Origin of the sequence: Pseudomonas sp. N-137 (genome assembly GCF_034555295.1) — a bacterium.
GTDB classification, from domain to species: domain Bacteria; phylum Pseudomonadota; class Gammaproteobacteria; order Pseudomonadales; family Pseudomonadaceae; genus Aquipseudomonas; species Aquipseudomonas rhizophila.
Genome location: NZ_JAXUDQ010000006.1, coordinates 71182 through 92983 on the forward strand (window position 1 = coordinate 71182; position 21802 = coordinate 92983).

The window sequence follows — 21802 nt, forward strand, 5'->3', positions numbered from 1 at the left end:
TTGGCGTTTTTTGCCGCTTCAGTGGGTATTCCCTATGGGAAAAGCTGCGTGGCAAAGGAGCGTGGGCGGTAGCGCGGCTCACTCGAAAAGATTGTAATGGGAGCAGCCCGCGTTTAAGGTGCGCGCGTGATTTTTGAGCGGTCACGCGCTCCAAGGCGAATACAAGACGGGACCGTGGGCAACGGTATTGAACAGGAGCAGGCGTTGAACGAACAGACATTGTCCCTGCGCCTGGAGCGTGTGGCCGCGCATATACCCGCAGGTGCGCGCCTGGCCGATATCGGCTCTGATCACGGCTACCTGCCGGTGGCATTGATGCGCCGTGGTGTGATCGCAGCGGCGGTGGCTGGCGAGGTGGCGTTGACGCCGTTTCGTTCGGCTGAACGCACCGTGCGCGAGAACGGTTTTACCCAGCAGGTCATTGTCCGCCTGGCCGACGGCCTGGCGGCGATCGAGCCAGGAGACGGGATCACGGCAGTCAGCCTGTGCGGCATGGGCGGCGAGACGATCCGCGACATTCTCGCTGGCGGCCAGGCGCACCTGAGCGGTGAGGAACGGCTGATCCTGCAGCCCAACGGCGGCGAGCAGCCACTGCGTCAATGGCTGATGGAAAATGGTTATCGCATCTGCTTCGAAGAAGTGCTGCAGGAAAACCGCTTCTACTACGAAATCATCGTCGCCGAGCGCGCCGGGCCGGTGACGTACACCGCGCAGGAGTTGTACTTCGGGCCATTGCAGATGCGCGCCCGCAGCCCGGCGTTCCTGGCCAAGTGGCAGCGCATGCTGCGCCTCAAACAGCGGACCCTGACTCACTTCGCCCGGGCGCGACAAGCCGTGCCCGAGCAGAAGGTGCAGGACATCGCTTTGCAAACCCGCTGGATCACCGAGCTGCTGGGCTGAGCCCGGTACTCGGAAAATAACCAAGCAATCATCCCTCGTCGACCTCGTCACCGCCCCCGGAAAACTTCGATATGAGCGTTAAGCGGTCGCAAGGGCTTGCCCCTGTCATGTGAACCTTCCGCCCATGCAGCGCTCACTTGTTAAATCGCCGCGTTGAGTGATCGCGCTGTCTCATTGCCGATAAGGAATTCGCATGCACCCAACTTCGCCAACCATCGCCCTGGATTACCCTGTCGAACGTGAGCTGAGCCTGCGAGCGGTCAGTACGGGAATCGTGATTGGTATCCTGTTGACGCCTTCCAATGTGTACGCCGGCCTCAAGATTGGCTGGTCGTTCAACATGTCGATCATTGCCTTGCTGATCGGCTATGGCATCTGGCAAGGCCTGGCCAAGCGTTCGGCCGTTCAACTGCCCTGGACGCTGCACGAAAGCAACATCAACCAGACCGTGGCCTCGGCCGCAGCGTCAATCATTTCCGGTGGGCTGGTTGCGCCCATCCCGGCCTACACCTTATTGACCGGTCAACAGTTGGACGTCATCCCGATGATCGCCTGGGTGTTCTCGGTGAGCTTCCTGGGGATCTGGATCGCCTGGTACCTGCGACCCTCGCTGCTCAATGACAAAGCACTGAAATTCCCCGAAGGCATGGCGACCCTGGAGACCCTTCTGCACATCTACAACCAGGGCCACGAAGCGGCGAAGCGCTTGAAGGTGCTGCTCAGCGCTGCGCTGCTGTCCGGGCTGGTCAAGTGGGTCGATACCTTCGTCTGGGCTTTCCCGCGCTGGTCGCCGACCCCGCAGTTGGAACGCCTGACGTTTACCGCGGACCCTTCGCTGTTGTTGGTGGGTTTCGGCGGGATCATCGGGATTCGCGTTGGCCTGACCCTGCTGCTTGGCGCCTTGTTGGCGTGGGGTGGATTGGCGCCGTGGCTGCTGGAGCAAGGCTTGGTGCAACTGCCGCCGGACAGCAGTGGCCCGCAGTTCGCGGCGTTGGTGGAGTGGCTGCTGTGGCCGGGCGTGAGTCTGATGGTCTGCTCGACCCTGACCTCTTTGGCGATTCGCTTGTGGGCTCTGCACAAGTCCACCAAGGCGGGCGGCGGGACGACTTGGGTGGTGCCCAAGACCGGACCTGCCAGCGGTTTCCTGGTGGCGATCGTGTTGGTGGTGAGCCTGCAAGCGCTGTTGTTTGGTATCAACCCCTGGATGGCGTTGTTGACCATTCCCTTGGCTATCTGCCTGGCCGCCGTGGCGGCGCGGGTGGTGGGGGCCACGGGCATTGCGCCCATCGGCGCCATCGGACAATTGTCCCAACTGAGTTTTGGCATCGTCGCCCCGGGGCAGGTGCCGATCAATTTGATGAGCGCCAACACCGCGGGCGGTTCGGCTGGGCAATGCACGGACTTGATGAACGACTTCAAGGTGGGCCGGGCGATTGGCGCAACGCCGCACAAGCAGTTGATCGCCCAGACCCTGGGGATCTTCGTCGGAAGCATCGTTGGGGTGTTGGCCTATCTGACCCTGATCCCGGACCCGCAATCGATGCTGCTCACCCAAGAGTGGCCGGCCCCGGCGGTCGCTACCTGGAAAGCCGTGGCGCAAACCCTGACCCTGGGGCTGGACTCGCTGTCAGCGAGCATTCGTTGGGCGGTCATCATCGGTGCCGTGGCCGGCTTGCTGTTGGGGATCCTCGACAGCGTATTGCCGGCACACCGGGCCCGTTACTTGCCAAGCACGGCGGCTTTGGGCCTGGCGTTCGTCTTGCCGGCCTCGGTGTCGCTGATGATGGCCCTCGGCGCGGTACTCACCTGGCTGGTGAGCTGCCGCTGGCCGCGCCTTACAGAACGTTTTGCCATTACCGCGGCGGCGGGGTTGATTGCTGGGGAGAGCATTACCGGGGTGGGGGCGTCGTTGTGGCAGATGGTTGGGAATGGCGGATGATCTCAAACCGGCACGCATGAATGAGCGGGTATTTTCCCGCCTGCAACCGTACTGAGAAGGAGACAACATGATTGCTCGCTGGCGCTGGCTGTTGACGCAGCTGACTAAACAGCTGTGGTTCAAGGCTACGTTGTTTTCGCTGCTGGGCGTGGTCACGGCGTTGCTGGCCATCGCGCTCAAGGAATGGATTCCGTTCTCTTTGTCTGCCCGGATAGGCGCCGATGCCGTCGACAACATCCTTGGCATCATCGCTTCCAGCATGCTCGCGGTGACCACCTTCTCTTTGAGCATCATGGTTGCGGCGTATGGCGCAGCAAGTACGGGCGCCACGCCCCGTGCCACAACGCTGGTGATTGAAGACACCACGACGCAGAACGCACTCGCCACTTTTATCGGCTCTTTCTTGTTCAGTCTGGTCGGCATTATCGCGCTGAGTACCGGCGCTTACGGCGGGCAAGGGCGCGTCTTGCTGTTCGCAGTGACGATCGGCGTGGTGATTCTGATCGTGTACATGCTTTTGCGCTGGATCAATCATCTGTCCAAACTGGGGCGGGTCGGCGAGACGATTGATCGCGTAGAGAAGGCGACCATCGCCGCGATCAACCATCGAGTTCGATGGCCGTTTCTTGGCGGTTGTGCATACCCCGACGGCTGGGTCATGCCGTCGTCTGCGCTACCGGTCGTCAGCGGCACCACCGGTTATGTCCAGCATATCGATGTACAGGCACTCAATGAGGTTGCCAGGGGGTGCGAGGCTCAGTTATTCCTGGAGATCTTGCCCGGAAGTTTTGTCCACCCGGGTATGCCGCTTGTCCATATCGCGCGAGCCAGCGAGGAAGGGCTCGACGGGGACGACCCGCTCGCCAGTAAGGTTCTCGCCTGCCTGAGCATCGGCGTTCGACGAACCTTTGAACATGATCCGCGTTTCGGGCTGTCAGTGCTTTCGGAAATCGCCTCACGGGCTTTATCAAGTGCGGTCAACGACTCCGGAACGGCCATTGACGTGCTGGGCCGTGGTGTTCGCAGCCTGGCCTGCTGGGGCACGTTTGAGCTTCATGAAGCGGTAACGCAACCGGAATGTGATCGTGTGTTCCTGCATGGCCTGAACGTTGACGACCTGTTTGATGATTTTTTTGGCCCCATTGCCAGAGATGGCGCCGGCATTGTCGAAGTGGATATTCGGATGATGAAGGCGCTGATTGCTCTCAGCCAGATCAATCCTGGATTGTTCAGCGCAGCCGCGACCAGGCAGGCTGATCGCTTGCTCGCGCGAGCCGATGCCGCGTTGGTGCTCGATGAAGAGAAGCAGCGGCTCAGAGCGCTTGCCGCAAGGCTTGTTTGCGCAACGGCTTAGTTTTTTTGTCGGTGCCAGGCGCAGCGCTTTGTGAACGCAACGTTAGCCGCACTTGAAATGTACCCAATGGACCCCTCTGCCCAATGCTAGACATTATTGCAATATTCCTCTGCATCACAGCAGTACTCGCTTACCTCAATCGGCGCTACGTAGGGCTACCCCCGGCCATTGGCGTGATGGGTATTGCCTTGGGCTTATCGTTATTGAACATGGCCTCCGATGCGCTGGGCTTTCACTCCCTGCACACGCTTGAGCAATCACTGGTGGAGTCCATCGACTTCTCCGAGTTGCTGATGGAGGGCATGCTGTCATTGCTGCTGTTCGCGGGGGCCCTGCATGTCGACTTGTCGCAACTGCGCGCCTATCGATGGCAGGTGGCGTCCCTGGCTGTGGTTGGCACGACTGTGTCGACGCTGTTCATCGGCTTCGGGCTATGGTGGCTGCTGTCTTTTACCGACCTGGAGTTGCCGCTTGCCTACTGCCTGGTGTTCGGTGCGCTGATTTCACCCACCGATCCGATTGCGGTCATGGGCATTCTGAAATCCGCCGGTGCTCCAAGTAGCGTGGAATTGGTGATTTCCGGAGAGTCGCTGTTCAACGATGGGGTCAGCGTTGTGCTGTTCTCACTGATTCTGGCGATGATCGCCAGTGGCGACGCGCCCTCCGTTACCGGCGTTTCGCGGCTCTTGCTGGAGGAGGCGGGCGGCGGTGCGCTTTTGGGCGCGGTTGTTGGGTACGTCACGTTCCGCATGCTCAAGAGTATCGACAGCTATCAGGAGGAGGTGCTCATCACCCTGGCCGCTGTGCTCGGCGGATATGCCCTGGCCACTCATTTGCACGTGTCCGGCCCGCTGGCGATGGTGGTGATGGGGTTGATCGTCGGTAACCATGGACGCTCTTATGCCATGTCTGAGCAGACCGAGAAAAACCTGGACATGTTCTGGGAGTTGATTGACGAAATACTCAACGCGGTCCTGTTTGTACTGATCGGTCTGGAAGTGATTCTGATCCACTTCACCAGCCCGCTCATTGTCACGGGCTTGATGGTGATCGTGCTGACCTTGTTCTCGCGTCTGTTGACGGTAGGCGTCCCGATAGCGGTCCTGGGGGAGCGTTTCCGGTTACCTGAAGGCTCCTGGAGCGTGCTGACGTGGGGTGGGCTGCGCGGCGGGATATCGGTGGCCCTGGCGTTGTCGTTGCCACCGGGGGATGCTCGCGATGTCGTGGTTGGCATGACCTACCTGGTCGTGGTGTTTTCGATTCTGATCCAGGGTATGACCATCGGTAAGCTGGTCAAGCGCGTGATTCCTTGCTCGGGCGAATAGCGCTCATGCAAGTCGTGGACGTGGCTCCTTGACTTGCATGATTCTGCGTCGCTGCTGCGTTGAATGTTTCTAGGGCTGCGATGTGGTCAGAAGCTCGGCGCTCACGGTTGAGCGCCGATCAATGCGTGCCACGACATAGGCACACACTCCAAGTACCGCAGGGCATAGAGCCAGTACTGCGAAGCTTTTCACCACGGGCATGCCGCTGTTGAGCACGTAGGCCCCGAGTAACGGCCCGCATACAGAGCCGATCTTACCCATTGACGCTGCCCATCCGGCGCCGTTGCCGCGAATGGCACTTGGGTAGAAAACCCCAGCGATGCTGGTGATGCCGTAGTGGCTGCCTTTGACGAAAATAGCGCCCATCAGGCTCAGTGCAATAAAGGCGTCTCCTTGCAGTTCGCCAATGCCCAGGACCAGCAGAAAAGGTAATGACAGCAGGGGATAGATCATCACGGCGTAGGGCCCCCGGGTGTCGACCACTCGCATCAATACGAGCCCGGCCATGGCGCCGCTGAACGAGGCGAAGGAGCTCACCCATGATGCAGTCGCCCGGTCGAAACCGGCGTACTGGTACACCAGCGGGCTCCATGACGCGAGAAAATACATGGCCATGGAGCTTGCTCCAAAGCCAATCCAGATCATGGGAGTGATCCATTTCAGTTTGCCGATGAACAACTGTCCGACACGGAAAGGTCGGTGACCGATGTCGATTTCATCGGCAAGAAAATAGCGGTCCCCGGCGCGAAGATCGATGTCTGGATCCAGGCGCCTGAGGATCCGCGCCACGGTTTCGGGTCGTCTTTGCTTGCTCACCAGAAATCGCACCGATTCTGGCAGGGTGAAAAACAACAGCACACTGGAAAGCAACGTTGCGATGCCGCCCAGCGCGAACACACTGGCCCAGCCATAGTGGGGAGCCATCCACACGGTTAGAGGGCCGGCAACCGCGCCACCCAGGCTGAAGCCAACCATGATGATTGTGATCACGGTTGCACGGTAGCGCTTGGGCACAAACTCGATATTCAGCGCCCAACAGAGTGGCAACATGGCGCCCAAGGCAAAGCCATTGAGAAAGCGCAAGATCAGCAGCGAGGCGTAGCTATCGGCCAAGGTGAACAGCAACGTCATCAGGCCAAAGGCGCTGGTGGACAGGATGATGGTCGGGCGACGGCCGATCCGGTCACCCAGATAACCGAAAAAGAATCCACCCAACATCATGCCGAACAAACCTATGGAAAAGATGTTGCCCAGTTGCAACTTATCCAGGCCAATGTCCTCGGCCATGTAGGCGGCGGTGTGGGAGAGCATCAGCAAGTCGAAGCCATCGAGGAAGGTGATCAGCACCGACACACAGATGATCAGATAGTTGAAACTCGACAGTCTGCGCCCCTCAATCAAGGCGGCGACGTCAATTGCGCGTGACGGGATCATGATTGCTCTCCGCACAGTAAGATCCAAGTGAGCGTGTTCCGGCTTGCCGGACTCACCACAGTTTCCAGGTGTAACCGACGATCAAGCGATTTTCATCGAGCTGCTGGGTCAGACCATCCCCCGACCGGTACGTGACGTTGCGCCAGCGCAGGTTCAGGCCCTCCAGGGCACCGCTCTGGAAGACGTATGTCAGGTCGGTGTCACGTTCCCACTCACTGCCGTCGTTGACCGTACGGGTGCGGATATCGCTGCCTTTCACATAACGGGTCATGAACGTCAGGCCCGGTATCCCAAGCGCGGCGAAGTCATATTCGTAACGCAATTGCCAGGATTTTTCGTTGGCTTTGGTGAAGGAGTTGTAGGTGACGAGGTTCGCCACATACGGAGTACCGGTGTCGATCACGGGGAACACACTGTCTCCGGATAGGTGCTGGAACGCGGCGGCGAATCGCTGGGCCCCGACGGTCAAAGTGAACATGCCATTGAAGTTGCGGTTATCGATCTTCCCGGCTTTTGCCGCGCCTGTGTCGCTACTGTCGACGTAGCGCAAATCGGAGCGCAGGCTCATGCCTTCCCCCAGTGGCAGGACGTGAATCACTCCGGAAAAGTGCTGGCGGTAGATGTCCTGCAGTTCACCCTGGTGGTAGCGCAGGGTCAGGTTCTTGCCCAGCGTATAGTCGCCGCCGAGCAGGTCCAGATGATCGCTGCTCTGGCCGGCATAGCTGATGTCGTCATTACTGGAGGAGTCGCGACCGTTAGCCTCTGTCAATCTCGCTGCGGTGACGGTCAGGTTCTCGACTTCGCTCGACGTCAGGTAGGCACCGGTGAAGGTCGAGGGCAATAGTCGGGTGTCGCTGTAATACGCCAGCGGGTGAATAGGCATCAGGGTTCCTACCTTGAGCCGGGTCTGGGACAGACGCATTTTGGCGGTCAGTCCCAGTTCGCTGTACTCGTCGACAGGCTGGTTGCTGTCGGGCCCGTAGGGCAACAGTGCGGTGCCCCGTCGACCTCGGCCCGAGTCGAGCTTGATCCCCAGTTCACCCAAGGCGTCGAGACCAAATCCAACGGTACCTTCGGTGTAGCCAGACTGAAGTTCGGCGAAGAAACCTTGGGTCCATTCTTCGGCCTTGGCCTGGGGGGCGCCACTCTGGCGAAAGTCGCGATTGAGGTAAAAATTGCGCGTGGTCAACGTCGCGCTGCTGTCCTTGAGAAAGTCTGCCTGGGCGTAGCTGCCGTGGCAGAAGAGGGCAAATGCGGTGAAGATGGCTAGATTCCTGTTCATTTTTTTATTGCTCTCAGGAGAGGGAATACGATTATTCAGGGCGAGTTTTGCCTGACCGCGTCGGTGACGACGCGGCGCAGCAGGCGTGGCTCAAGGTGTTGTGAATCAGAGGCAGGCGGTCACGTCTGTGACGGGGCCGGCAATGGATCCACCGCAAGGTCGTGGCGGGTCAGGTGACCGATGACGAACGCACAGGCGGCCAGCATTGCCGGACATATGGCCAGGACCAGGAAGCTCTTGACCACTGGCATTCCGCTGTTCAGTACATAAGCGCCCAGCAATGGGCCGAGGATCGAGCCGATCTTGGCGATCGAGGTGGCCCAGCCCGCGCCATTGGCGCGGATAGCGCTGGGGTAGAAGACCCCGGCGATACTGAGGATCCCATAGTGGGAGCCTTTGACGAACACGGCCCCGACCAGGCTCAGCATCAGGAACGCGGTGCCCTGCATGCCGGTGATGCCCAATACCAGCAGGAAAGGCAATGCCAGCAGCGGATAGATCATCACCATGTAAGGGCCGCGGGTATCGACGAAACGCATCATCGCCAAGCCCGCCATTGCGCCGCTGAACGAGGCGATCGAACTGACCCACGAAGCTGTCGCGCGGTCAAAGCCTGCGTACTGATAGACCAGTGGACTCCACGAGGCGAGAAAGTACATGGCCATGGAACTGGCGGAGTAGCCCAGCCAGATCATCGGGGTAACCCATTTCAGGCGGCCGATAAACAGCTGGCTGACCCGAAATTCCTTGCGGCCCAGATCTGGTTCGTCCAGTAGGACGAAGCGGTCGCCCGGTCGCACATCCAGGCTCGAATCCATACGCTTGAGCGTTGCCGTGATTTTTTCCGGGCCTTTGCGTTTGCTGGCCAGAAACCGCACCGATTCGGGCAGGGTGAAAAACAGGAGCACGCTGGCGGCCAGGGTCAGTACACCGCCGAACACGAACACGCCCTGCCAACCGATATGCGGCGCCAGCCAGACGGTGATCGGGCCGGCCATCGCGCTGCCCAGGCTGAATCCGACCATGATGATGGTCACCACCGTCGAGCGATAACGCTTGGGTACGAACTCAATGTTCAAGGCCCAGCACAACGGCAGCATGGCACCTAGGGCGAAGCCGTTGAGAAAGCGCAGGACCATCAGCGATTCATAGCTGTTGGCCAAGGCAAACAGCAAGGTCAACACGCCAAATGAGCAGGTGGAAAGAAGAATGGTGGGACGCCGCCCGATTCGGTCACCCAGGTAGCCGAAGAAGAATCCACCGAGCATCATTCCCAGCAGGCCGATGGAGAAAATCTCACCCAGCTGGATCTTGTCCAGACCGACCTCATCGGCAATGTAGGAGGCCGTGTGCGACAGCACCAGCAAATCGAAACCATCGAGGAAGGTGATCAGAACCGAGACCAGAATCACCACGTAGTTGAAGCGTGAAAGTTTGCGACCTTCTATAAGCGCCGCTACGTCCAGGGTGCGGGACTGTGACATGTGCGTTCTCCACTGCATTTTTTATTTTTGTTGGAGTGGCGCCCCCCTATGGATGGTGGGCGCAGTCGAACTGCTTTAAGCACTATTCCAGATTGAACGCCAGCCGCTCGCGCAATGCCGGGGCAGGTATATCACTCAACCTGCCATCGGGGCCCGCGAGGTCCAGCGCGTGGGCCGCAGCGGCCCCCATTGCGATACAGGGGCCCATCACCCGGACACTCGACAGCGCGGCCGCATCGGCGTCGATGCAGCGACCGGCCACGACCAGGTTATCGCTGCCTTGGGCAAGCATGCTGCGCAACGGCACACTGTGAACGTGATCGTCACCAAAGGGCTCCCACTGGTAACCGCTGGTATTGCCGTGCAATTCCACCGGCCAGGAGGTGCGAGCTACCGCATCCGGGAATATCGTTGCCGCCCGCACTTCGTCAGTCGTCAGATGGTGATGTCCGACGATCCAGCGCGTCTGGCGAATACCTGGCAGCGCGTACGCCCGTACCTTGGCCTTGCTGTAGGCCTCGGGGTATTCCGACTTGAGGAAGTTGATGACCTGGTCCACCTGCTGGCGTCCGGCGATCGCGACATGGGAAGCGGCCACCGGATCCAGAGGCGTTTCGATGTGAGTCATGTTGAAGGCTGCGGTGCCACGGCCGGGGAACTGAAAGAACAGTCCGTCGTCGCGTTCGATACCGTAGCTTTTGGCTTTTTGTTTGACCCGTTCGGTGAACTGCGCGCGGGTGGGCAAGTACGCTTCATTGATATGCTCAAGGACGAACATCTGGGTGCCATAGATGGGGGTGTCCGGCTCGCGACAGGCAAGTCCGGCATTCCAGACTAACGCCGCGTCTCCGCTGGCGTCGATAAAGCCGTTGGCTGCGACACGCACATCGCCGTAGCGAGTGGCCAGTTCCACTTCGCGGATCCGCGGACCTTCGCGCACGACATCGCGTAACACCGCACCGAGCACCACGGTGATCCCGGCGTCGAGCACTTTCTGGCCAATCCATCGACCCAAGGCAACTTCGTCGTAGTAAACAACAGTCGTCAGGGGGCCAATGGCCTGGTGCAAGTCCCCCGAGGCGCCCAGGTCACGCAGGATATCGTCGGCGATTCCGTGGGTCAGCAACCGGCGGTTCGGACCATTGGAGAACAACCCGCAGAAGGTCCCGATAATTGAGCCGACCGCCTGGCCGCCGAGCATCGGCAGGGCATCGAACAGCACTACGCGTTTGCCGAGCGCAGCGGCCTCCAGAGCGGCGGAAATACCGGAAATACCCGCGCCGGCAATGCATACGTCGGCCTGCAAGCGTTGAGCGGTGGGGGCGCTGGTACGGCGTACCGTGCGAATGACATGAGCCATAAAACTACCTTTGAGATGTAAAAAGGGCAGCCGATCCCGAGCCCGATGACCAAGGGTCACGGGAGCGGTTGTTGCGGCTGGCAGATTCCGGTTACGACAGGTCTCGCCTTCGCTCCGACCCGGTCGGGTGTTGCGATACGAACTGATCGGTTTGCAGCTGACGCGGAGTCACTTCAACGGTCCCGGCGTCGGCGTCGACGCGAACCCAATCCCCGGTTTGAATCCGGCTCAACGGGTCTTCGGTGAAGTCGGTCATGGCGGGCGCATGGACGACCACGGCGCCAAGGCCCATTTTTGCGGTCATTTCGTTGAACAACATGGCGCCAGGGGCTACGCCGGCGAGGCGAGCGATATGGAACTGCGAGGACCAGCCGGACGAACCTTTGGCGCCGGGAAACACCAGCACTTTGCCGGCGAAACTGATGCCCTTGAGTTCGTGACGGGTCTCGATGACGGTGCCGCTGCGGGGGTCGATACCGCCCCAGCCGGAGATGCGGTCCCGGGTCACCAGGGCCTCGCCTTCGAAACAGCCGCCGACGACCTTGCGGCCTTTGAGGGTGAAGGTTGTGCTCATCTCAATACTCCTTTCCAACGGCCCTCGATGGCGGCCTGGACGCAATCGGCGGTGCTACCGAACCACGCCTGGATACCCATGATCGCCGGCAGGTAGTGCGCCTGTTTGGCCGAATCGACTGCCGCCACCCGCGTGCCCGTGGGAAGTACCTTGCCAATGGCTGAGCAGGTATCGGTCATCAGATGCCCGCCGGCCTGTTCGATGATGCGGGTGTAGCCGGCGACGTCGGCCAGTTGTTTGATCGACGCCGCCGTAAATATCCAGAACTCGGTATTCGGACTCAGGCGTTGGCCTTCCAGCAATTGGCAGACCTCCCAGATCTGTTCGAGGCTGTAGTGCGGGCAACCGAGCATCACGAAGTCAATCTCGTCATCGCGAGCGGTGATATTGACTTGCTCGTAGGCCCAGCGCCGTTCGGCCTCGCCGAAGCGCATTGCGGCCAGGGGAGGGGACGCGCCAAACGCCTGCTCGCTGGTTTGGGCTTCAGGCGTCACCCCAACCAGGTGATACATCTCCACCCCACCGCTGGAAGCCGCCGCCGCCCCGAAGTGCTTGAGGCGAGCCAGGTTGGGTTGGTGACTCACGCCTTGGATGACCGGGATGCGGTCCTGCACCTGCTCGCCGACCCAGTAGCCGAGCAATCCCCAGTCCGCCGTGGTACTCACGTCTATGTCCAGCTGGATCAGGTGGGTACCGCGACGGTTTTCCTCGATGTGCAGGCCCCAATAGGGGATCTTGCCGGTCAGCATCGCCGCGCCCGTGCTTTCCCGGCCTTCGGCATTGGTGCGGGCACCGAGTACCGAGTTGATATAGATCACCGCAGAGGATTCCATCCATGCGCAGTGTTCGCCTTTTACCGGCACGTTGCCGACTTGATAAGGCGTACAGGTATTCAAGGGTTGTACCCCCAGACCGCTGCTGTAAGCCTGACCTGTTTCATAGATGCGGACCACGTCTGGCGAGATGCCTTGGCGTACAGCGTGCCGGGGGTCGATGCCTTGCTGCAGGTGGCTGCTCGGGACCTTGACCCGAGGAATCTTGACCAATTCGGCGCTGTCGAGGTTGAACTCGCTGAACACCGCATCCATACCGCCATTTTGGTCTGCGTACTGACGCAGAAAGGGCGTGGTGGCTCCGATGGTACCGGCGACATTGCGCGTATCCACCAGACATTGCGCATCCAGGGCTTCGCCATAGCGCACCAGCAACTCCATGGCTTTTTGCACCGCCGGACCTTGATCGCCAGCGAGCATGGCTTTTTCGTCGTCGCGCAACTTCATTGCGGTTGCTCCCCGGGATGGGTGATATCCAGTGGCTTTATCAACACCGCACCGTGTTCCATGGAGGACACATTGTGGCGGTATATATCCAGCCAACCACCACCGAACTGGGGGGCCGCAGGTATCCAGCGGGCGCGTCGGGCTTGCATTTGTGTTTCGCTGATATTGGCGTCAAGGGTGTTGAGATCCAGGTCGATGTCGATGATGTCCCCGTCTTCCACCAGTGCGAGCGGGCCACCGACGGCTGCCTCAGGAGCCACCTCCGCCACGACCAGGCCTTTGCACACCAGCCCCGAGAGGTGACCGTCAGTCAGCATTGCCACGTGGTCACCCAGCCCGGCCCCGTCAATGGCGAACACTACCTTCGAGGCGCCACCGCCCATGGCGGGCCCGCCCTGTACACCTGCGCCCCGCATGACCACGACATGGCCGGGCTGAATGCGTCCATCCTGCAACGCTTGGATGGCATCGGCGGAGCGCTCGAAACAGATCGCGGGGCCCTTGAACTGGCGTGGCTTGCGCGGGTCGATGCCGTATTTGACGATGCCGGCCTGCGGGGCAATGTTGCCGCGCAGCATCACGATGGCCGGTTGCGTGGCAAAGGGAGCGTGCAACGGGCGGATCACCTCGTCGTCACTGACGGTCACCCCCTGCAGGTTTTGCGTCAGGGTTTTGCCGGTGACGGTCAGCACGTCACCGTGCAACAAAGGTTCAAGGCGCTTGAGCAGCCCACGGCCACCCCCCGCTGCTTCCATTTGCTCAATGCTGTGTTCGCCCACTGGTCGTACGCCGACCAGCACCGGTATCTTTTTTCCCAGTTCCCTGAAGAGTTGGTACACGTCCACGTCAATGCCACCTTCAGCCGCCACCGCCTGCATATGTTTGATGGTGTTGACCGAGCCTCCGGCGGCGAGAATTGTCGCAACGGCGTTGGCAAAGGCAGCAGGCGTCAGGATGTCGCGAGGTTTGAGATCTTCCTCGATCATTTCCACAATGCGCTTGCCTGCCTGATGGACGAAATCGAACATCTGCGGGCTATTTGCTGCAATAGGGGAACTGCCGGGCAAGGCCATGCCCAAGGCTTCACATACCAGATGCATGGAGTTGGCGGTGCCCATGCCCGAACAGACCCCAGGCCCTCTGATGGCGTTGCGTGCCATGCCAGCCAGTTCCTCGACGGGCAGTTTGCCGGTGACCACGTGCATGGAGCTGATGAATACATCTTCGATATCGACGTGCTGGCCATTGTATTCGCCGCTTGGCTGATACCCGCACACTACGATCAACGTCGGGATGTTCAGCCGGGCAGCTGCCATCAACTGACCGGGTACTGTTTTGTCGCAAGAGGCCAGGCAGATCATGCCGTCGAGCTGAGCGCCTTCGACCGCGACTTCGATGTCATTGGTGATGAGGTCTCGGGCGGCGAGCATATAGGCGCCTCCCGCACCGGCACCGGTGATGAAGTCACTGGGCGCGGCCGTACGAATTTCGAAGGGCAGCGCACCGGCATCGCGTATCGATTGCTTGAGGCTGGCAGCGATACCATCCAGATGACTGAAGCAAATCGCCAGGTTCGAGGACGAGTTCACGATGGCGATTTTCGGTTTTTCCAGCTCGCTCTCCTCAATGCCCAAGGCGCGCCACTGGGCGGCGCGCACAGCCCACAAGTAGGATCCGTAGGGGAAATTACTGCGTAGCTTCTTGGGCATGATTCGCTCCGTTGTTTTTATTAGATGTCGATTCGGTTAATTACCTTAACGATCTTGTACCGAGTCTAGGCTTCGACCTAGAATCCGAAAACCTTATTTTACTTATAGATAAAATCCAAAATATGGATATCAAGGACGTCGATCTCAACCTGCTGAAAGTCTTCGATGCGCTGCGCAAAAAGCAAAGCGTGACCCTGGCCGGTGATCTCATGGGGCTTAGCCAGCCAGCCATGAGCTTCGCGTTGGCCAAGTTGCGCACGCTGTTCGATGACCCATTGTTCATTCGCACTTCACGTGGCATGCAACCTACGGCCAGGGCCCTGCAGATCGCTGAGCCGGTGCAACGGATTCTGGAGATGGTCAGCAGCGAGGTGTTGCCATCCACCGGTTTCGTTGCCGAACACTCCGAGCGACAACTGGTGCTGTGCATGTCGGATATCGGCGAAATGGTGTTCCTGCCCAGGTTGATGCGGATGCTCGACAGTAAGGCGCCCCAGTTAAGAATCCGTACCCTGGCGTTGTCCTCGGAGCAGTTGGAGGAGGGGCTGGATGCCGGCGAGGTGGACGCGGCAATCGGCTATTTTCCGCGCTTGCTCAATACCTCGATCCGGCATCGCGCGTTGTATCGCCATTCGTTTGTCTGCATCGTTCGTCGTGATCATCCCACCATCGGTGACAGCATGAGCGCCGAGCAATACCAGAGCGCAATGCATGTCGCGGTCCAGCCTGACGGGCGTGGAATGAGTGGACTGGATCGTGAGCTGGCGAGCCACGGCATCACCCGTCGAGTGCGTTTCAGCCTGCCACGGTTTATGGGCGTGCCATTTCTGGTGGCCGAGTCCGACATGATCGCCACTGTACCCTTGGCAGTCGGACGCAGGTTTGCCGACATCACGGATGTGCGCCTGGTGCCGCTGCCTTGGGATATTTGCGGATACGACATTCACCTTTACTGGCATACGCGGTTCCACCATGACCCAGCGAACCGCTGGTTGCGACAATCCTTCATTGAATTGCTCGATGACTTTTCTCCCGCAGACCAGATACAGATTTAATAGGTATCGGAAATAGTTAATTGACATAACTAATATGGCCGGTTAGTTTTTTGCTCACCTTCAAGTGCGCAACAAGAGAGCAGAAGCCATGGAGCTCAGGGCGTGAGCAGTGCAGGGCAATATTCAGCCTTTGTCGATGTAGCGATTTTCGATGCGGTGCGCACCCCCTGGGTTGATCTTGGTGGTGCCCTGGCCCAGGTTTCGCCTATCGATCTTGGGATCAAGGTTGCTCGTGAGGTGCTGGCCCGGGCCGGCATCGATCCTATGGCCGTAGACAGCGTGCTGGCCGGCTCCATGGCCCAAGCCAGCTTTGACGCCTATTTGTTGCCGCGGCACATCGGGTTGTACAGCGGCGTGGCGCAAACGGTTCCTGCGCTGGGGGTACAGCGCATCTGCGCCACCGGCTTTGAGCTGCTGCGCCAGTCTGCTGAACAGTTGCGCGATGACGTTCAGTTAGCCTTGTGCGTGGCCAGTGAATCGATGTCACGCAATCCGATCGCCGCCTACACCCACCGGAACGGGTTTCGTCTCGGTAGCGAGGTGCAATTCAAGGATTTTCTCTGGGAAGCCCTGTACGACCCGGCCCCCGGGGTGGATATGATCGCCACCGCCGACAACCTGGCGCGACGCTATGATCTGTGTCGCGAGGCGGTGGACCGTTATGCGTGCGACAGTCATCAGCGAGCCTTGCAGGCCCAGCGCGCAGGTGCCTGGTGTGAGGAAATCGTCCCCATCGATAACCAGGTGTTCGAACTGGAAGGCTATCAGCCAAGGGGCATCAGCCTGCCGCGCGGCACCGGTATCGTCACCCAGGACAGCCATCCACGACCTACTGACTTGTCGGCTCTATCGCGCCTGCGGGCGTTACATGTGGGGGGTGTACAAACCGCCGGTAATAGCTGCGCAGTCGTCGATGGTGCGGCGGCGGCCCTGGTAGGACGAGGCTCGGCCTGCACGCGTGTGCCCCTGGCTCGCTTGCTGGCCAGCGCGGTGGTCGGTGTGGCCCCGGAGTTCATGGGCATCGGCCCGGCACCAGCGATCCGTCTGTTGCTGCAACGCAGCGGATTGAGCCTTGATGACATTGCCCGTTTTGAGATCAACGAAGCCCAGGCGGCCCAGGTACTGGCTGTCGCGCAGGAGTTGGAGCTGGATCATACGAAGCTCAACGTCCAGGGGGGCTCTTTGGCCGTCGGGCATCCACTGGCTGCTACCGGCCTGCGGTTGGTCATGACCCTGGCCAGGCAGTTGCGCCAGCACAATCTGCGCTACGGGATAGCCGCAGCATGTGTCGGTGGTGGCCAGGGCATGGCGTTGTTGATCGAGAATCCGACCTGCCACACCTGAGTTTATGCCCGCCCGCAGTGGTGGGGCGGTCTGTTTTATATCCTGACGAGGTGACTTATGTGGAGCTACCAGGCGCCTCTGCGCGATATGCAATTTGTGTTTGAGCATTGGTTGCAGGCGCCCGCCACATGGCGTCGCTGTCAGGCGTTCGATGCGCTTGATCTGCCGTTGGCGATGCAGGTGCTGGAGGAGGCGGGGCGCTTCACTCAGAACGTGCTGGCCCCGTTGAACAGCAGTGGCGATCGTCAGGGTTGCCGTTGGAGGGCAGGCCATGTCAGTACCCCGGACGGCTTTGCCAGTGCCTATCAGGCCTACGTTGACGGTGGCTGGCCAGCGCTGGCTTGTGGCGAGGCGTTGGGTGGACAGGGGTTGCCGCAATTGCTCGATGCCGCGCTGCAAGAGATGCTCTATGCCAGCAACCATGCCTGGGCCATGTACACCGGCATCGTCTACGGTGCGTACCTGTGCCTTAAGAGCCATGGTGCTCCTTGGCTGCAAGAGCGCTATCTGCCCGAGATCGTCAGTGGCCTAACCCTGCCTACCATGTGTTTGACCGAGCCCCAGGCAGGCAGCGATGTCGGCCTGCTGCGCTGTCGCGCCGAGCCTGGCGTAGATGGCAGCTATCGCCTGCATGGTAACAAGCTGTTTATCTCCGGCGGCGAGCACGACCTTACGGAAAATATCCTGCACTTGGTCTTGGCACGCTTGCCCGATGCGCCGTCGGGCAGTCGCGGCATCTCTCTGTTTCTGGTGCCCAAGCGACTGGACGATGGCCAGGCCAACGGTGTGCGCTGCGACGGTCTTGAACACAAGATGGGTATCAAGGGAAGTGCCACTTGCTCCCTGGTGTTCGATGGCGCTCAAGGCTGGTTGATCGGCGAAGCCAATCAGGGCCTGGCGGCGATGTTCGTGATGATGAATTCGGCGCGCTTGCATGTCGGCCTGCAAGGCTTGGGGCATACCGAAGTGGCGTGGCAGAACGCGAGGAAATATGCCGCCGAGCGCTTGCAGATGCGCGCACCGCTGAGACCCGAAGGGGTGCAAGCGCAGGCTGCCGACCCGCTTCACTATCATCCGGCCATGCGCCGGGTGTTGCTGGAGTTGCGCGCTGCCAGCGAAGGCATGCGAGCCATCGGCTATTGGGCCGCCCATTTGCTGGATCAGGCCGAACATGCCGTGGATCCACAGACCCGACAGCATGCCAGTCAACTGGCGCAGCTGTTGACGCCGATCATCAAGGCGTTCTTTACCGAACAGGGTTTCCGCCAAGCCAGCAGCTCCTTGCAAGTGTTCGGCGGTTACGGCTATGTCACCGAGTTCGCCATTGAGCAGACCTTGCGTGACAGCCGCATTGCCATGATCTATGAGGGCAGCAACGAAATTCAGGCCAATGACCTGCTGCTGCGCAAGGTGCTGGGAGACCATGGCCAGGCGTTTGGCTTGCTGCTGGCGCAGCTGCGCGAAGAGGCGCGGCTGGGTGGCGACTGGGTTGAGTGCCAAGGGTTCGCCGCGGCCCTGGAAAATCTCTGCAACTCGCTGGCGGCTGTGGTCGAGGACGTGGTCGGACGGACACGAGAAGACCGCGAATACCCCTATCGAATCGCAGGGGATTTCCTCCAGTTGTGTGGCGTAACGCTGCTGGCCTTGTCCTGGGCGCGGGCAGCACGGGTCTCCAGGGCATTGCCTGAAACGGATCCGCTACGCGCCGGCAAGTTGCAAAGCGCGGGGTTCTTTTTTGACTACCTGCCGTCCAGGCTGGCACAGCATCTGGCTGCTATCGTGGATGCTCGGGCTACCCTGGCGTTTATCTGAGGGGCGAGGGCGGGGGTGTTCGCCCGAGCGCGGGTACTCAAACCCGGATAGGGTCAACCAACCGCTACGGCCAAGACAACTCAAACAGCAGGCCCGGCTCCGCGCGCTTTGCAGACAGCATCCAGCCATGGGCCCGGGCAATTTCCTGGCAGATCGTCAGGCCAAGCCCCGCGCCATGATCACGGCGATGTGGCCCACGCCAGAAGCGCGTGAACAGGTGCGGCAATTGCTCGCGATCAACGCCGGGGCCCCAATCGCGCACCCTGAGTGCGCCCGCGCTGACGTGCATCCTGACCTCAGTACCGCGGGGGGCGTGTTGAATGGCATTTTCCAGCAGATTCTTGAGCAACGTGAAGAGCGCGCTTCGATCGGCCTGCCATTGGCCGCCTTCAGGCGTTTCGTCAACCAGAACAAGACGTACGTCGACGGCCTCGGCCATACGCTGCAGATAGCCGCAGGCTTCCCTGGCGACATCGGCTATTTCCACTGTGGCAAAACTGTAATTCTGAACCTCACTGGCTTCGGTCAGGAGCAGCAGTTGCTGGACTTGCCGTGTCATGTGCGCCACATCATCGAGCAGGGCATTGTGCGCGTGACTGTCTTGCATCAGTTCGATTTGCGCGCGAATCAGCGCCAGCGGTGTTTTCAACTCGTGCGCGGCGGTTGCAAGAAACTCCTGCTGGACACGATAACCTCGCTCCAGGCGCGCAAGCGCCTGGTTGAAGCTGGTGACCAGCGGCTCGACCTCGGACGGCACGGTTTTTACCTGCAACCGCGAGTGCAGGGAGCGAGGGGAGATGGCCGCCGCTGACTCCGACACTTCACGCAAGGGTTTGAGGGTGTAGCCTAACGTGAAATAAGCGCAGGCGCCGAAGACGAACAGCAGCACCAGGCTGAACAGCGCGATCCCGGCCCCCATGAATGGCAAGGCAAATCCCCCATGGAGCAAATCCATTAGCCTTTCGCTGGCGGCAAATTGCAGATACCAGGTCTTGCCTTGGTGCTCGACAGCCGCGGTGGCGGCGTACATGACGATGCCTTCACGTTCGAACTTGAATCTCGGTTGTTGCGATGGAGGATTCGATGCGACTGAAGACCAGAACGTCGCGTCGGTGGAGGTCAGGACCACATTGCCCGTTGAATCCAGCACGCGGTGGCCGATTTCCCGCCCCAGGCTATCGAAGGTCCAGACTCGGTCACCCTCGCTGCTGTCGAAGCCGTTGGGCCGGCCAGTGGCATCGAACTGGAGCTTGCCGGCCAGTTCATGGGTGCGCTCGGCGACGTCGGTGGTCAATAAAATATCGCTCTTTGAGGTGACGAGCGCGAGCACCCCTAATGCAATCAGCAGAATACTCAACCCCACGCCGACCACGTAGGCGAGCAGCACCTTGAAGCTGATGCTATTGCGCCACGTTCTCTTGACGAAGGGCATAACCGAGACCTCTGAGGTTGATGATTCGTTGGCGGGAGCCGATGGCAAGCAGCTTGCGGCGGATCCGGTGAAGGGCCACATCCAGTGCGTTAGGCGTCACGGCTTCGCTCAAGCCCCAGCCTGCCGCTTCTATCGCGGCGCGACGCACGATTTCTCCTGGCTTTCGCAACAGCAACAGCATGATCTGCATTTCCGCCGGCGCGAGAGGAATGCTTTGGCCGGCACAACACATGATGCCGGTATCGGGTTGCAGGCTCAGGTCACCATGACTCGGCGCGAGTGGACGACAGTCCACGGGACGCCTTAGCAACGCCCGCACACGCGCGACCATCTCATCCATGGCGAATGGCTTGGGCAGATAATCATCTGCTCCAGCATCCAGGCCTGCGACACGGTCGTGCAGCGCGTCGCGCGCCGTGAGAACAAGGCAGGGCAAGCCATGCCCGGCGTTGCGCAAGCGCTGCAACAAGACGAGCCCGTCGCCGTCCGGCAAGCCGCGATCAAGAATCAGCGCCTGGTAAGGGACCCGCCCGATAGCCGCCCACGCGCCATCGATGCGGTTGACCACATCGACGGCGATGCCGGCGCTCGCCAGGCCTTTGCACACCAGATGCGCCAATCGCTCGTGGTCTTCGACCAGCAGAATACGACTCATCAGAAGCGGTACAGGTAGCCGAAGAGCACGCTGTTGTCGGTAGAACGGTCTACCAGCGGGCTGTCCTTGATCTCATCGGCGAGGCGGGTGGCCTTGACGTCAAGGAACACGGAATGATGGTCATCGAACATATAGTTTCCACGAACGCCAAGTTCGGTATTGAGGCCGGATTTTCCATCATAGGCCGCTCGATCAATGCGAGCTTCACTTTCGCGAACACCAAAATAATAATCAACGTACTTTTGGTCCTGCCATATCGCCGCCACTCGTGGCGTGAGGGTGAGGTGTTCACCCCATTGCCAGGATCTCTCAAGACCCAGGGTGAAGCGCTGGCCCTTGCTGTTGCCCGATACGTCCGTCAGCCACTGGGCGCTGACATCGGCCAGAGGGTTGCGCCACTGCACCTTGGCGCCGGCCCAGAAGCCACCTTTACGATCACTCATGCCATCCAGGAAGCGGGCATCGTCGTTGTCATAACCACTGAAGTCGTATTCACCGACGATGCTCAGATCCAGTTGCTGGGAGTCGTCGAGAGTGAAACCCGGCAGCTTGATCTCGGCGGTAGGGCCGAATACTCGTACGTAGTCATTTTCAAAGTAGATCAATGGTATGGCCTGAGTTTCACGGTCGACGCCCTTGTACGGCTGCTGGCTGCTGACCGCCCCAATGCCAAGGCCCCAGGATGAAGTCGACTCGGCGTTTGCCGACTCAGCGGCGAGCGCGACCATGGATGAGCACAGACCGAGCACCAAGGCTTGAGTGGTGGCAGTCAACCGGATCGCACTTGAAACGGCAGACAGGGGCGTGCAATGCATGGGGTTCTCCAGATCGATAGGATGAAAGCGACCCTATCGTCGAAAAGT

The 21802-nt window shown here is 60.2% G+C and carries 17 protein-coding genes; 7 read left to right on the top strand and 10 right to left on the bottom strand.

All coding sequences use genetic code 11. From position 1 onward, the window contains the following. The first annotated feature begins 204 nt into the window (after positions 1-204). The 4 genes from T3A99_RS02640 to T3A99_RS02655 all read left to right on the top strand — a co-directional run bounded on the left by T3A99_RS02640 (position 205) and on the right by T3A99_RS02655 (position 5518). Complete coding sequence (locus T3A99_RS02640) at positions 205-900, top strand: tRNA (adenine(22)-N(1))-methyltransferase (RefSeq protein WP_188250887.1); 696 nt, start codon at positions 205-207, stop codon at positions 898-900. Between the two features lie 193 nt (positions 901-1093). Further along, positions 1094-2839 (top strand): OPT family oligopeptide transporter, encoded by a 1746-nt coding sequence (locus T3A99_RS02645; protein WP_188250743.1) that lies wholly within the window; start codon positions 1094-1096, stop codon positions 2837-2839. A 67-nt stretch (positions 2840-2906) separates the two neighbouring features. Next, positions 2907-4193 carry a DUF2254 domain-containing protein gene (locus tag T3A99_RS02650; protein ID WP_047225571.1) on the top strand — a complete coding sequence of 429 codons (1287 nt, stop codon included), beginning with the start codon at positions 2907-2909 and terminating at the stop codon, positions 4191-4193. Positions 4194-4276: 83 nt separating this feature from the next. Next, a complete protein-coding gene (locus tag T3A99_RS02655) occupies positions 4277-5518 on the top strand; it encodes a cation:proton antiporter (RefSeq protein WP_188250744.1) in 1242 nt (413 codons plus the stop codon). A 69-nt stretch (positions 5519-5587) separates the two neighbouring features. On the opposite strand, the gene T3A99_RS02660 is transcribed toward T3A99_RS02655, so the two are convergent. The 7 genes from T3A99_RS02660 to T3A99_RS02690 form a co-directional block, all read right to left on the bottom strand. Beyond that, entirely contained in the window at positions 5588-6952 is a 1365-nt protein-coding gene (locus T3A99_RS02660) for an MFS transporter (protein ID WP_160892116.1), read from the bottom strand. 52 nt (positions 6953-7004) lie between these two features. Continuing rightward, positions 7005-8234, bottom strand: a complete 1230-nt coding sequence (locus T3A99_RS02665) for an OprD family porin (RefSeq protein ID WP_076384193.1) — start codon at positions 8232-8234, stop codon at positions 7005-7007. 119 nt (positions 8235-8353) lie between these two features. Further along, on the bottom strand, positions 8354-9718 hold the full coding sequence (locus T3A99_RS02670) for an MFS transporter (protein WP_322833906.1): 1365 nt from the start codon (positions 9716-9718) through the stop codon (positions 8354-8356). An 82-nt stretch (positions 9719-9800) separates the two neighbouring features. Next, positions 9801-11078, bottom strand: a complete 1278-nt coding sequence (locus tag T3A99_RS02675; protein ID WP_047225576.1) for an FAD-dependent oxidoreductase — start codon at positions 11076-11078, stop codon at positions 9801-9803. A 91-nt stretch (positions 11079-11169) separates the two neighbouring features. Then, complete coding sequence (locus tag T3A99_RS02680) at positions 11170-11652, bottom strand: aconitase X swivel domain-containing protein (protein ID WP_047225577.1); 483 nt, start codon at positions 11650-11652, stop codon at positions 11170-11172. Continuing rightward, positions 11649-12932 (bottom strand): aconitase X catalytic domain-containing protein, encoded by a 1284-nt coding sequence (locus T3A99_RS02685; RefSeq protein WP_322833907.1) that lies wholly within the window; start codon positions 12930-12932, stop codon positions 11649-11651. The genes T3A99_RS02680 and T3A99_RS02685 overlap by 4 nt, the downstream gene beginning before the upstream one ends. Beyond that, positions 12929-14641 (bottom strand): dihydroxy-acid dehydratase, encoded by a 1713-nt coding sequence (locus T3A99_RS02690; RefSeq protein ID WP_188250746.1) that lies wholly within the window; start codon positions 14639-14641, stop codon positions 12929-12931. The genes T3A99_RS02685 and T3A99_RS02690 overlap by 4 nt, the downstream gene beginning before the upstream one ends. A 122-nt stretch (positions 14642-14763) precedes the next feature. Here T3A99_RS02690 and T3A99_RS02695 point away from each other — a divergent pair, with 122 nt between their 5' ends. The 3 genes from T3A99_RS02695 to T3A99_RS02705 all read left to right on the top strand — a co-directional run bounded on the left by T3A99_RS02695 (position 14764) and on the right by T3A99_RS02705 (position 18852). Then, the gene (locus tag T3A99_RS02695; RefSeq protein ID WP_047225580.1) at positions 14764-15696 is read left to right on the top strand and encodes a LysR family transcriptional regulator; all 933 of its coding nucleotides are present in this window, start codon (positions 14764-14766) and stop codon (positions 15694-15696) included. A 102-nt stretch (positions 15697-15798) separates the two neighbouring features. Beyond that, the gene (locus tag T3A99_RS02700; protein WP_076384201.1) at positions 15799-17040 is read left to right on the top strand and encodes a thiolase family protein; all 1242 of its coding nucleotides are present in this window, start codon (positions 15799-15801) and stop codon (positions 17038-17040) included. A gap of 57 nt (positions 17041-17097) precedes the next feature. After that, complete coding sequence (locus tag T3A99_RS02705) at positions 17098-18852, top strand: acyl-CoA dehydrogenase (RefSeq protein ID WP_322833908.1); 1755 nt, start codon at positions 17098-17100, stop codon at positions 18850-18852. Positions 18853-18916: 64 nt separating this feature from the next. On the opposite strand, the gene T3A99_RS02710 is transcribed toward T3A99_RS02705, so the two are convergent. From T3A99_RS02710 to T3A99_RS02720, 3 genes are read right to left on the bottom strand one after another with little or no spacing between them, the layout of a single operon-like run. Further along, positions 18917-20284, bottom strand: coding sequence for a sensor histidine kinase (locus T3A99_RS02710; protein ID WP_107322823.1), 1368 nt, complete (start codon positions 20282-20284; stop codon positions 18917-18919). After that, complete coding sequence (locus T3A99_RS02715; RefSeq protein WP_322833909.1) at positions 20253-20939, bottom strand: response regulator transcription factor; 687 nt, start codon at positions 20937-20939, stop codon at positions 20253-20255. Before T3A99_RS02715 ends, T3A99_RS02710 begins: the two co-directional genes overlap by 32 nt. Beyond that, positions 20939-21754, bottom strand: coding sequence for a MipA/OmpV family protein (locus T3A99_RS02720; RefSeq protein ID WP_322833910.1), 816 nt, complete (start codon positions 21752-21754; stop codon positions 20939-20941). The genes T3A99_RS02715 and T3A99_RS02720 overlap by 1 nt, the downstream gene beginning before the upstream one ends. Positions 21755-21802 lie beyond the last annotated feature (48 nt).